Consider the following 12,847-nt stretch of genomic DNA (forward strand, 5'->3'; position numbering starts at 1 on the left):
TTAGGAGATCGAGATGACAAAGAAACCCCAGACGTCGAAAGACGCCGCCGAAAAGGTGGTTAAGAACATCCGCCGCAAGACGCGGCAAACCTATTCATCTGAAGAAAAGATCCGCATTGTATTGGCAGGCCTGCGCGGCGAGGAAAGCATCTCGGTGCTATGCCGCAGGGAGGGTATTGCTGAAAGCCTGTATTATAGCTGGTCGAAGGAATTTCTCGAAGCTGGCAAGCGCCGGTTATCTGGCGACACGGCGCGACAGGCCACATCGCCTGAGGTAAAGGATTTGCGTTCTGAGGCTTTGGCCCTGAAAGAATGCGTCGCTGATCTGACCCTTGAAAACCGTCTGCTCAAAAAAAGCATGACAGGGGCTGGGGAGTTCGCGGAATGAGGTACCCTGCATCTGAGAAGCTTGAGATTATCCGCACCGTTGAGGGGTCACATCTGCCAGTCAAGCAGACCCTCGACATGCTGGGTATCCCACGCACAACATTCTATCGATGGTATGATCTCTATGTCGACTTTGGCCTGGATGGGCTGGCTGATAGGTCCCCACGCCCAGGATCGGTCTGGAACCGCATTCCTAATGTCCGTCGTGATGACCTGATTGGAACATGAGGCCCTGACCACACGGGAACTTGCCGTCAAATACACCGATGAGAAGCGGTATTTTATCTCTGAGTCATCGGCTTACCGTATTTTGAAAGCGGCTGATCTAATCACCGCACCGGACTACGTGGTGATCAAGGCCGCTGATGAGTTCACAGACAAAACGACGGCAATCAACGAGATGTGGCAGACTGACTTCACCTACTTCAAGATCATTGGCTGGGGTTGGTATTATCTCAGCACGATCCTGGACGATTACAGCCGCTACATCATCGCCTGGAAGCTCTGCACAAATATGCGGGCCGAAGATGTGACAGACACGATTGAACTGGCTCTGACAGCATCAGGCTGCGACCAGGCCATTGTGCGGCACAAGCCACGTCTGCTCAGCGACAACGGCTCATGCTACATCTCAGCCGATCTGGCCAAGTGGTTGGAGGATCAGAAAATGACGCATGTCCGCGGCGCGCCATTCCACCCGCAGACCCAAGGCAAGATCGAACGCTGGCACCAGACCATGAAGAACAGGGTTCTGCTCGAGAACTACTACCTACCCGGTGATCTCGAACGCCAAATAGGGGCCTTCGTCGATTACTACAACAACCAACGCTACCACGAGAGCCTAAACAACGTCACACCGGCCGACGTCTACTTCGGGCGAGACAAAGCCATTCTAAGGGAAAGGGCAAAGATCAAGAAACAGACAATCCGACAACGCCGCTTGCAACATCAAAAACAAGCAGCATAATCAATCATACAAACGAGCCAGAGCCTCCAATGCTCAAGCCGCTCTGATGTCCCATTTTATATGACGACGGACAGGGAGCGACGATCGCGCCCTTTCATCGGTCGATACCTACATAGTTTCGATCCACGCTCCCGCGAGGGGAGCGACGAGCGGGTGCATTCGCCCTAGCCGCGTTCATGTCGTTTCGATCCACGCTCCCGCCAGGGGAGCGACCATCCGCACCCGGCTGCAATACTCCAAACCGCTGGTTTCGATCCACGCTCCCGCGAGGGGAGCGACTCCAGCATCCCGTTAATCTCGGTCTGCAGTTCCTGTTTCGATCCACGCTCCCGCGAGGGGAGCGACACGAGCAGATGTTTGATGAGGGATGGTGTATCTCGTTTCGATCCACGCTCCCGCGAGGGGAGCGACGTGGGCGATAGCGTGGCGCAGGCGATGCTTGTCAGTTTCGATCCACGCTCCCGCGAGGGGAGCGACGCGACCGAACCATCCGTCTCTCCAATATGGCTCCGTTTCGATCCACGCTCCCGCGAGGGGAGCGACGGCTGTCCCTGATCACGGTCGGCGCCGTGCTGATGTTTCGATCCACGCTCCCGCGAGGGGAGCGACGCAAGCGCATCGGGCGCAGGGTCAAGCGTGGCGTTGTTTCGATCCACGCTCCCGCGAGGGGAGCGACAGAAGCGTGGACTGAAGGCCAGCGCCGGCCAGGGGTTTCGATCCACGCTCCCGCGAGGGGAGCGACCGGGGGGGTGGGTCACACAGTGCCCCCTAACCTAGTTTCGATCCACGCTCCCGCGAGGGGAGCGACGCTCACACGAGTACGCCGCAACACGTGCAGGAATGTTTCGATCCACGCTCCCGCGAGGGGAGCGACCCGTGGCAGTGACCGGCAATCCGATTCAATCGTGCTGTTTCGATCCACGCTCCCGCGAGGGGAGCGACCGGTGCGCCCAGTCACTGGCGGGCTTTTTATTCGTTTCGATCCACGCTCCCGCGAGGGGAGCGACGCGGAGGGTGCCGAGTGATGCCTTTCCACGCTCAGTTTCGATCCACGCTCCCGCGAGGGGAGCGACATCCGGGGGGGAATTCAGGCCTCGGGCGTGCCCATGTTTCGATCCACGCTCCCGCGAGGGGAGCGACGGCAGGCGCGCGCAGGATCGGGCGCTGCGTGTCGTTTCGATCCACGCTCCCGCGAGGGGAGCGACCTTTGCCCGTCGGAAATGGGCGTGAACGTCTTCATAGTTTCGATCCACGCTCCCGCGAGGGGAGCGACCGCCGGTATGCTGGAGAGACTGCTTGAAGGCGTGTTTCGATCCACGCTCCCGCGAGGGGAGCGACTGCCTTGGACCCGCCAATGCACGGCCTCCTTGGGGTTTCGATCCACGCTCCCGCGAGGGGAGCGACACCTGACCAATTGCAGGTAGTCCACTACGATCATGGTTTCGATCCACGCTCCCGCGAGGGGAGCGACCGATAGGGTCCATAGCCACTTCACCATCACCATAGTTTCGATCCACGCTCCCGCGAGGGGAGCGACACGTTGGCGTCAGGCTTGGGGCTGCTGTCCACCTGTTTCGATCCACGCTCCCGCGAGGGGAGCGACCGTCGATGTTCTGTTGCGGGTGGAGCGCGAGCTGGTTTCGATCCACGCTCCCGCGAGGGGAGCGACGCGGCGGCACCGATTGCGCCCTGATCGCCGCGACGGTTTCGATCCACGCTCCCGCGAGGGGAGCGACACGTCAACGGGGGCCGCTGGGACGGCAACTCCAGGTTTCGATCCACGCTCCCGCGAGGGGAGCGACCAAGCGCATCGGGCGCAGGGTCAAGCGTGGCGTTGTTTCGATCCACGCTCCCGCGAGGGGAGCGACTGTCATGTATAGCGCCTTTTGCGCCCACGGATCGGTTTCGATCCACGCTCCCGCGAGGGGAGCGACACCTGACATCCGCTCGATCCCTCCATGCCGCAAGTTTCGATCCACGCTCCCGCGAGGGGAGCGACGGTTGGTGGGGCTTCAAAATGGCACATGCTGTCGAGTTTCGATCCACGCTCCCGCGAGGGGAGCGACTTTCCGTTTGAGGCGCGTTACGCCTGCGGTGGGTTTCGATCCACGCTCCCGCGAGGGGAGCGACGCGACCTGCATGTCGATGTGGCGGGGTAACTTGGGGTTTCGATCCACGCTCCCGCGAGGGGAGCGACCCATGTAGTTACCAGCGAGCTGGGCCTGCGCTCCGTTTCGATCCACGCTCCCGCGAGGGGAGCGACAAGAGGCTGTAGAGGATCTTGCCGAGTGGTTCTGGTTTCGATCCACGCTCCCGCGAGGGGAGCGACTCGATAGCTGCCGACGCTGGATCAAGCTCTCCACGTTTCGATCCACGCTCCCGCGAGGGGAGCGACGCGCTCCCCTCGCCCGCGCCTGCGGTCAGCCCAAGTTTCGATCCACGCTCCCGCGAGGGGAGCGACATGTCGTCGTCACCTGTCAGCGGGGCGCTGTAGTTTCGATCCACGCTCCCGCGAGGGGAGCGACCAAAGGTGCACTCACCCGGATCGTTCAGACCCTGTTTCGATCCACGCTCCCGCGAGGGGAGCGACGGCCGATCCGGTAAGTGTCGCGGTAGGGGGCGGGGTTTCGATCCACGCTCCCGCGAGGGGAGCGACGTGGCGTGCTGCGCGGTGCGAGAGGTGCGGGGGTGTTTCGATCCACGCTCCCGCGAGGGGAGCGACATCGACCGCATGGCCGATGGCACGCCGCTTACCAGTTTCGATCCACGCTCCCGCGAGGGGAGCGACGCACGGCACCACCCTGCTGAGCGTACGTAACAAAGTTTCGATCCACGCTCCCGCGAGGGGAGCGACTTGGCGTGCACCGCAATCGACGCACATCGGCATAGTTTCGATCCACGCTCCCGCGAGGGGAGCGACAGCCGCGCCGGGTCAGACCCCGGCACCAGCGCTGTTTCGATCCACGCTCCCGCGAGGGGAGCGACGCAAATCACCGGGCTTCCAAGATCGCCAGTATGGTTTCGATCCACGCTCCCGCGAGGGGAGCGACCTGCCGGAGGTGGCGAATAGCCTGGTCGCGTATGTTTCGATCCACGCTCCCGCGAGGGGAGCGACCTGGCTCTCGCGTTCAGATCGGCGATATGGGCCTGTTTCGATCCACGCTCCCGCGAGGGGAGCGACGTCAGGCGGGATGCCCAGCGGGGCATGTGGATAGGGGTTTCGATCCACGCTCCCGCGAGGGGAGCGACCGACCTTTTTCTGATCTCAACGCTTGAGCGCGTTGTTTCGATCCACGCTCCCGCGAGGGGAGCGACCGAGGCGGAACGGCAAGCCCAAGCTGAGCGGGAGTTTCGATCCACGCTCCCGCGAGGGGAGCGACCGGCCCGCTCACATGCTCCCGACCTGACGACCGCGTTTCGATCCACGCTCCCGCGAGGGGAGCGACTCGCGCGCTTGCAGGTGGCCCTAGACTTGGTGGCGTTTCGATCCACGCTCCCGCGAGGGGAGCGACGAGCGGTATGACGACAACATCCGCAACGCCTATGTTTCGATCCACGCTCCCGCGAGGGGAGCGACTGTCTTGTTCTAACTATTTCAAAGAGCAGGAAGAAAAGCGTCAGATTTGCGAACCCTATGGTTCGGATGCGCTCCTTGAATACCCTGCTGCGATGCTGAGTGAAATAGCTTTGTTACAAAGGGCTGCGAACCTGACGGAGGTCGAGCGAGTGCTTGGGGTTCGCAAACTAGACGATCAACAGACCATCCATGTCAGTGGATGGCTTGGCCCCGATATGCTCTACTCGCCGACGCCATTCCCGGCCCAGCATGTAAAACCGCAGCGAGTCCGTTTCAGGGTCGATCGTATCGATCAGTCTGGCCCGTAAGGCCGACCATTGTGCTGGATCGAGATCACATTCAAAAATGGAGAACTGAACTCTTTGCCCCCAATCCTCACACGCGCGCGCAACACGTCGCAAGCGCCGACGACCTTCCTTACTATCCGTTCTGACGTCATACGTGACAAGGACCATCATCAGATTAGCTCCATATCCAAGCTGGATATGCATCAAGATCACCGCGAAGGTGTCGTGCCAGAAGCTGTGCCTGTATCTGCGGCACGAGACCGAGAGCAATACGTTCATCCAGCCAAGCATGTTTGAGCTCAACGCGCTTACGTTCTTGATAGGCCTTGAGCACCGTATTTCGGCCTATGTCGTTGAGCAGAACCGCTCCGGTTTCCTCCGTCCGAAAATCCGAGGATGAAAGTTGACGGCGATTGACGAGGCTAAGGCAAACCCGATCAGCTAAGGGCGCCCGCATTTCCTCCATCAGGTCTAGAGCCAATGACATGCGGCCTGGCCGGTCGCGATGTAGGAATCCCATCTGCGGGTCGAGGCCATGGCTTTCACAGGCGGCGCGCGCGTCCAACGATGTCAGGACATACAGAAAAGAAAGGACAGCATTTACCGCATCGCGGGGCGGGCGACGGTTGCGGCCAGCGAAACGGAACGTCAGATCTTCGGTACGGAAGAGGTGGGGAAATGCGGTCCAGTACGCATGAGCCGCCTCACCTTCCTGGCCGCGCAGAACATCTAGGTCCGGAGCAGTGAGAGCGTACCGTGCAGCGTCCGCCAAACGCCGTTGCGCGTTATCTACAATGTCTATTCCCGGGGCATTGGCGTAGTCGCGTAGGTGACGTCGCAGAAGCGCCCGCTGATTGGCGACCTTGGCAGCGACAAAAGCGCGGGCAACGGGCAAAGCGGCCTGCTGTTTGGTCATCTCATGTTGCGCGCGCCTAAGGAGGACATTGCCAGTCTGCGGTCCTTCGACACGCGCCTGCAATTTGCCGGAATAGCCAAGGAAAGAAATGGTGATCCCTGCCTCTGACGCGAACCCCATCAGTGTGGGAGAAACGGCGACCCGTCCAAAGCAGACGATCTGACCCAGCAAATGCGCGGGAGCACGAGCGCGGGTTGCCCCGTCGATATCGACGGCGACGGTTTCACCGTCTTTACGCAGATAGGCTCCCTCACTAGTGACGTAGAGCGTATTCAATAGCTTCTTCATTCTGGCACGCCTGCTTGCGCGATTTGATCGGCCACCCAGTTCGGACCAACCACACACGACCTCATGGGCCGGCACAAGTTATACATTGAGCAGGCACTACATCGTTTTGCTTCGAAGACCGGTGGTGGAAGGAGGCCTTTTTGAATAGCGTCGCGCACCTCGGACGCGACCCTCAATGTCAAATCACGGAGGCTGACATTGAGGGTGATTATCTGGCGTCGGCGTGTCTTGCCGTAGAAGAGTGCGCCTTCAGGAATTGACTGCCCTGACATTTCTTCCAGGCAGATGGCTTGCGCGCAAAGCTGCACTTCGTCAGCGCGATGGGCTTTCGGACGACCGCGCTTGTACTCGACGGGAAATGGGGAGGTACCACGCATTTCCACGACATCAGCTACCCCGTGCAGTCCGTACCGGACGGACGCCAATTGCACCGCGCGCAAGGTGCGAATACCGTTCCGGCTTTCAGGTCGACCCGCATCAGCGCGCTCGTGTAGGATACGGCCCTCGGCGGTCAGACGGTTCTCAGCCCACACCCGCTCGATATGAATCAAGGCACATTGCCGAGGGCAGAACAGCCAGTGTTGAAGAGCTGAGAGAGGGAGGGACGTGTCCACCATCAAAAGGGTTCTATGATCTCGATCCCCTCAGGCAAATCAGCGTCGTCCAGCCTGATCGCATAGTCTGTGAAAGCGCGAGCAACCGGCCAGTTGTGCGTGCCACCGTCGCCGACCGGCAAAGTGCTGCCCTCGTGCGCACGATGCACTGTCACGCGGTCGAAGAGTTTGTGTGCCTGCGCATTGCCGAGAGCACTGTCGTGCCGGAAGGCGATCAGACGTCGAGCCGCCATCATGCCGCGAGCAGCAGAGCGATCGTGTTCGAACATGTCGCGGAAACTAGCCCATAGGAGCACGAGATCGTCTTCGGAGAACCCGGTGCGTCGTGCGAGGTTGGCGTTTATGAACCCATGCGCGCGGTAGAGGCCGTAGGGCACAACGTGCTTGCGGCCCATGGTGCGTTCCTTGTCCGCATCCTTTACATTGGTGACTGAGGACCGAGTTATCGAAACCTCCAGCGGCATGATCGGCTCAGCGGACTTGGCGAAGGTTAGCTGGACTGGGCCGCGGACCTGCCCGGCATTGACCTCGGTCGTCATGACGGCACCAAATGTGCGGATGTCCCAGAAGTTGGCGCACATCCAGTCAGTTATGCGGGTCGCGTCCTCGATCTTTTTCGGCTTTTTTTTTGCTTCGGACTTCAGGCCTTCCGCTTCGTAGGCCAGAGCGTGCTGCTGGTTCAGGACTACACCCTCCTGCATATATATAGCATGGCCCGGCACCTCGCTTTTCGCCTCGGCTACGTAGTTGCGCAGCTTGCGTTTGAGCGAGACATCTGTGACGAGGCCCTGTGACGTCTCGGGGTCCATGCGTGGCAAGTTCCCCGCATCGGGGTCCCCATTGGGATTACCATTCTCGACGTCGAAAAACAGCACGAAATCATAACGGTTGGTCACGGCGGTCATTCTATCTCTCCGTCTAGAGTATCGTCGAAAATGGAATCCTCGGCCTTTTGGTAGAATGCCGAAAGTTGATGGTAGAAGCCTATGAAGAAGCGGCCCTGATCCTCTAGTGGAAGGGCGGAAGGCAGGACACCATCGCCGGGAAGTTTGGCTAGGATTGCGGCAATGGCTTTATCCGCCTTTATGCCTGCGCCCACCTTCTGGCCACCCGCTTTGGCAAGGCCGGCGCGGTTGTGTTCGTAACCCTTCATCAGCATTGGAAAGATACGCGCAGGTGTGGCCGAGGCTCCGCCCATGTATTTGTCGCGTATGGTCGCTCCCCGATCGGCATAACTGCGCTCGGCGTAAGTGAAGGCACCGAACAAACGGCCTAGCACGTAAGCTGGGTCTTCGGATGTCTCGTCCAAGGCCATGGGGACCTCCTGTGTTGTGTTGCGCGTCAGCACGGCGCGGATGATGGCGGCGCGGCGGCCGTCAGAAAAGCGGTCAGTTGGCGTGCCTTCGACCCTCAAGCGGCCAATCACGCTCGACAGCAACATCCGGGGATAGTTGGCTCCGGTCAGGATCGACCGCATCAATGCGCCCCCCAGAAGCGGCGGGATATTCTTTGCGTCGCCCAAGGCAGCTATATCATAGAGAAGACGCCAGGCCGCAGGCGGGCGGGACACACCGTCCAGGCCGAGCCAAGGGGAAGGCTCGATGGCAAGGTCGTCCCAGAATGTCGCGATGCGTTCAGCAAAATCCTGCAATCGTCCCGGATGCCAGAACCGCACTGAAAGGCGCGCGGCGTTTGGAGCGAGACCCAAGACGAAGACACGGGTTTCAGGATCGTAGTCAGGGGCGTCTTGCCACCTGCCGCGCGCGATCGCCACCAGTTCCGCCGACACCTTATTCTGCGCGGTATCGGCATCTTCAGGTGGCGACGGGGAGAGCGCCTCCGCAAAGAGCCATGATGTCGCCACAGCCTGATCCGGTGTGGCAGCTTCGACCCAAAATACGACAGTGGCATCGCCGACGCGCAGTGTCTGACCCGATCCGCGTGCCAGCAGAGCGTTGAGCGCGGTTCCATAAGCGAACGCAACCTGAGCAGAAACGGGAGCGTTATCGCCCTGCTTCTTGCCGTGAGATTCGTAAGCGAGATCGTTGAAAGAAACCAGTGAAGCGCCTGACGACTGCGCGCCCATCACGCCTTTGATAGACGGATGCAAACGAGCAACCGGTGCAATCTCGCCTGATACGAGACAGATTTCCCCGCCTTCGGCTTGTACTGCAAGGAGCGCCGCAACCTCAGGCAGATCGTGCAGAAACTGCGTATCCCCCTGAATGCGGAAGACGAGATTTTGATCCAGCAGTTTTGGAGAATATCCGTACTCCGCAAAATCCTGCCATGACCATCTTTCAAGAAAAGTCCGAAACGCGATCAAACTCGGCATCGCCACATCAACCAGCAAGTCCGTATGGACTGAGACAAATGCCGCATGTTCCGTTGCTGTTCGCTTACCTTGACCGGCGACCCCGTGCCCAAGATCATCCAGCAATGGTTTACCATCGTCGCCCATAGCGGCGATGACGCCTAGAACATAGGCTGACTTATCCCAGAAAAGGTTTGGCTGTATGCCGGATGCACGTTTGATGGCAGCAGGTACTGATATGGAACGCGGCCGCAGCTTACCCTTTTCGTCTGGCGCGGCTAGAACGTTTATTTCAACGACGGTGCCGTCCTGTCGTAATACAATCTCGCCGCCAATCGCCTCGCGTGAGTAGCCAGGCCGGGGCAAATCGGGCATTCTGTCATAGAGCGCAGCGAGTTCCGCCAGAATTGTCACGACGCAAGACCTTTTCGCGCCGCAGCAGCAACGTCGATCACACCATCCTCCATCACCGCATGGAAAAACGCAGATCGCCGGTCGTTCTGATAGTCGATATCATACAGCATCCATCCCAGATCGCGGTTGCGAGCATCGGGGGAAAGTGCCGTTTGCGGAAATTCATCCACCAACTCAAAGTCGGCGGCAAACTCCCGTACGCCCAGACAAGGGCGATGAAAGCACTGTCCCTTCGCGGCCCGCCGCATGAACATCTCCCGGTGCTTTCCTGGATTGTCCCCTGGCCCCGCACGGTCTGTCATCTCGAAATGCGCCTCGATCCCGTAAGCGACATCGCGCAGAGCCAACATCGCGCGCTGCTGCCGCTTGGCTATGACATCGATGCCAAGTGTCGATAAGTCGCCGGACCGCTCTGCCGCCCGCGCGTTGCGGTCGCTTACTTTGGCACCGACTTCGTTTCGACGAATATTGTCGAAACGGATTGGCCGGAGAACGTGAATACGATCCACGACCCATCGGACGGCAGGCTTCCAATGGATGGCCTCCAGAATGCCGCGTGCGGCAGAGGGCGTCATTACATCATATGACACACGCTCGACCTTCATCTCTGGGCGGGTGAAGCAGGCATAATCGCCCCAGACGTGAATTTTTACACCAAATGATGTCATGTTCAAAATATCAAAACCCATACTCCCCATGCATCCTGCTATTTATACAGACACACCTCAACCGTAAAATTATTACAAAACTCCCTATTTTGTGTGTGAATCAGTACACTTTCTATATCATTTATTTAGAGGATCAATGTTCCCATCTCATCGAAACGCTCCAATCTTAGCCCTGCATGCTCATCGTAAAGCTCCTTATGATCCAGCAATAGGAATTCACGCCCAAACAAGTCCTCTCGCCATATGCTCGCAGCACGGGTTTGCTCTAGTTCAAGGCGGATACGATGAGGGACGTTGACGACATAGGGTTGCAATGCGCGGGCGATGCCGCCGGCACCCTCTGCCCATTCCAGCTTGCTAAGCAAATCATCATCAATGCCCCAAGTCCCGCCCCGGATAATGATCGGGGCCTGCGCATCGTTGATTAGTCGAAAAGCGCGAGCAATTTGATCGAAGGGGAACATATAACGATTGCCGGATTCCGCAATCGTCTTGAGGATGCCAATCTTTTGCGCGCTGCCCTCTGCTCCCACCAATGCAGCATCCAGCGCTTCTTTTCCCTGCGACCATAGTAGATCTCGAAAGTAAGCGGCCACTGCCTCCTGCGACAAAGGATCGTCGCGATGCTCCGCCAGCACCTTCGCTCCAATAGCGGCCATCTGGGCGACATCTTCGGGTGGAGAAGAGCCGTCTGCCGTAGGGGTGAAAACAATCACCTCTCCGAGGCCTGATAGCTTCCCCTCGCGATTGCAGCGTCCCGCTGCCTGGGCGATGGAGTCGATGCCTGCGGCCGCACGTAGGACAATTGGAAAGTCGACATCCACCCCTGCCTCAACCAACGACGTCGAAATGAGCCGCACGGGCAGCTTGGCGTCAAGACGCGCGCGGACGTCAGCCAACACTGCGCGGCGATGGGCGGGAGTCATCATCGTACTTAGATGACGAGCACCGTTCGAATTTTGGATTTGTTCGAACAGAGCCCGGGCGTGACGGCGGTTGTTTACAATCGCAAGAACCTGAGGCGCGCGCTCAATACGTTTCTTCAAAGCCTCGTCGTCCAGAGGGCCTGCATCGATCACGCGTGTTCTGCACAATGCGCGGTATAGACGCGGCGGATCGGGTGCCAGCTCACACACGTTCTCCAATGCTTCAGGCACATCGAGACCCTTCTTGCGCGTGAGAACGGGTTGCGTTGCCGTCGACAGGACGACCGTGGCGCCGTAATGTTCGACAAGCTCGGAAATAGCGGCGAGGCAAGGCCTTAGGAACCGCCGCGGCATCGTTTGTGCTTCATCGATCACGATGACAGATCGGGACAGGTTGTGCAGCTTTGCGCAGCGCCGCTTGCGGGCAGCGAAAAGGCTCTCGAAGAACTGCACGGCTGTGGTGACAACCACCGGTGCATCCCAGTTGCGCGTCACGCTACGGAGACGCTTCAGATCCTCGTCGTCCGTCACACCGTCCCAGTCAAAGCTGGAATGATGCTCTACGACCTGATCAGGACCGAGAACTCGGCTGAATACATCCGCCGTCTGCTCGACAATAGAGGTGTAGGGGATGACATGGATCACCCGTTCCAAATCGTTTGCCAATGCATGATCCAGCGCGAAACCTAATGACGTCAGAGTTTTCCCGCCCCCAGTAGGCACGGTCAGCGTGAAGAGACCCGTTTTCTGAGCCGCCGCCGCGCGCGCATGGACCAATATCTCTGATCGGAGCCTATTAACTAGGCCCGTCGCATTGGTAAACTTCTCTAAATAACGATCGAAAGCGTCTCGATGTGCCGGTGTCACACGAGCAGGTGTCCGATCTACGGACCCTCCCTCCTGAACAGTGTAGAAGGCTTCCGTCTCCAACTCATCCGCGTCTATCAGACATGAAAAAAGCATTCTGATCATAAACTGAACAGAAAAATGGGAAGGCATTCCACGCATGGGTCCAGATCGTACTAAAGGCTCGGGATTCGGCATCCAGTCCGGAGGCTCGAGCGCAGGAGTGTCCTTCAGCCGTCGCACTAAATCAGAAATATCTGGCAAGCCCGAATGATGTCCGGCGACACATGCGGCGAGAAGCGACCCCAAGCCTCCGTGACGATCTATCAGAAATTTTGCCCCCTCGGTGCTATGAGATTCCCCGTTGTGTGCACCCATCAGCTTCTCTTGAAATCGAGATTTCATTTTGCCCAGATCATGTGTCCAACCTAGAAGGCCAGCCGCTTGAGATCCCTCAAAGGGGAGAGCGAACGCCGAAGCACGTATCGCAACGGCCCTCGCGTGATCTTCTAGGGTTTCCCATTCGGAAACGGGGCGCCCTTGAACAGTATGTGCGTAAATCATCATGCTCTTTCGTAGATTTTCAGCGTAGTTCATTGATTATAGTGGACCTGTCCCGCTTTCGTGCCGCCCCAAGTGCTCG

7 protein-coding genes, 1 pseudogene and 1 CRISPR repeat array are annotated in these 12,847 nt (G+C 58.9%); of the genes and pseudogenes, 1 reads left to right on the plus strand and 7 read right to left on the minus strand.

Features of this window, described 5'->3' with window-relative positions:
• Positions 1–13 precede the first annotated feature (13 nt).
• A pseudogene (locus G8E03_RS12525) lies at positions 14–1,354 on the plus strand (IS3 family transposase).
• A gap of 115 nt (positions 1,355–1,469) precedes the next feature.
• Positions 1,470–4,931: direct repeats of the CRISPR family, unit length 32 nt; unit sequence GTTTCGATCCACGCTCCCGCGAGGGGAGCGAC.
• A 167-nt stretch (positions 4,932–5,098) separates the two neighbouring features.
• On the opposite strand, the gene cas2 reads toward G8E03_RS12525, so the two are convergent.
• The 7 genes from cas2 to cas3 all read right to left on the minus strand — a co-directional run bounded on the left by cas2 (position 5,099) and on the right by cas3 (position 12,801).
• Positions 5,099–5,509: a CRISPR-associated endonuclease Cas2 gene (gene cas2 / locus G8E03_RS12530; protein ID WP_347340502.1), complete on the minus strand. Its 411-nt coding sequence runs from the start codon at positions 5,507–5,509 to the stop codon at positions 5,099–5,101.
• Complete coding sequence (gene cas1c / locus G8E03_RS12535; RefSeq protein ID WP_166192466.1) at positions 5,394–6,422, minus strand: type I-C CRISPR-associated endonuclease Cas1c; 1,029 nt, start codon at positions 6,420–6,422, stop codon at positions 5,394–5,396. Before cas1c ends, cas2 begins: the two co-directional genes overlap by 116 nt.
• Entirely contained in the window at positions 6,419–6,973 is a 555-nt protein-coding gene (cas4, locus tag G8E03_RS12540) for a CRISPR-associated protein Cas4 (protein ID WP_240910349.1), read from the minus strand. The genes cas1c and cas4 overlap by 4 nt, the downstream gene beginning before the upstream one ends.
• Before the next feature lie 65 nt (positions 6,974–7,038).
• The gene (gene cas7c, locus G8E03_RS12545; protein WP_166192472.1) at positions 7,039–7,941 is read right to left on the minus strand and encodes a type I-C CRISPR-associated protein Cas7/Csd2; all 903 of its coding nucleotides are present in this window, start codon (positions 7,939–7,941) and stop codon (positions 7,039–7,041) included.
• Complete coding sequence (cas8c, locus tag G8E03_RS12550; RefSeq protein WP_166192474.1) at positions 7,938–9,764, minus strand: type I-C CRISPR-associated protein Cas8c/Csd1; 1,827 nt, start codon at positions 9,762–9,764, stop codon at positions 7,938–7,940. Before cas8c ends, cas7c begins: the two co-directional genes overlap by 4 nt.
• On the minus strand, positions 9,761–10,453 hold the full coding sequence (gene cas5c, locus G8E03_RS12555; RefSeq protein ID WP_240910350.1) for a type I-C CRISPR-associated protein Cas5c: 693 nt from the start codon (positions 10,451–10,453) through the stop codon (positions 9,761–9,763). The genes cas8c and cas5c overlap by 4 nt, the downstream gene beginning before the upstream one ends.
• A 104-nt stretch (positions 10,454–10,557) precedes the next feature.
• Positions 10,558–12,801 (minus strand): CRISPR-associated helicase Cas3', encoded by a 2,244-nt coding sequence (gene cas3, locus G8E03_RS12560; protein WP_205793114.1) that lies wholly within the window; start codon positions 12,799–12,801, stop codon positions 10,558–10,560.
• Between the last annotated feature and the right edge of the window lie 46 nt (positions 12,802–12,847).

Origin of the sequence: Pontivivens nitratireducens, from assembly GCF_011290545.1 — a bacterium.
Taxonomy (GTDB): domain Bacteria; phylum Pseudomonadota; class Alphaproteobacteria; order Rhodobacterales; family Rhodobacteraceae; genus Pontivivens; species Pontivivens nitratireducens.

Coding starts and splice junctions, on each gene's coding strand:
- cas3 (WP_205793114.1), bottom strand. CDS start 12,801: ATGAACTACGCTGAAAATCTACGAAAGAGCATGATGATTTACGCACAT.
- cas2 (WP_347340502.1), bottom strand. CDS start 5,509: ATGCTTGGCTGGATGAACGTATTGCTCTCGGTCTCGTGCCGCAGATAC.
- cas5c (WP_240910350.1), bottom strand. CDS start 10,453: ATGGGTTTTGATATTTTGAACATGACATCATTTGGTGTAAAAATTCAC.
- cas1c (WP_166192466.1), bottom strand. CDS start 6,422: ATGAAGAAGCTATTGAATACGCTCTACGTCACTAGTGAGGGAGCCTAT.
- cas7c (WP_166192472.1), bottom strand. CDS start 7,941: ATGACCGCCGTGACCAACCGTTATGATTTCGTGCTGTTTTTCGACGTC.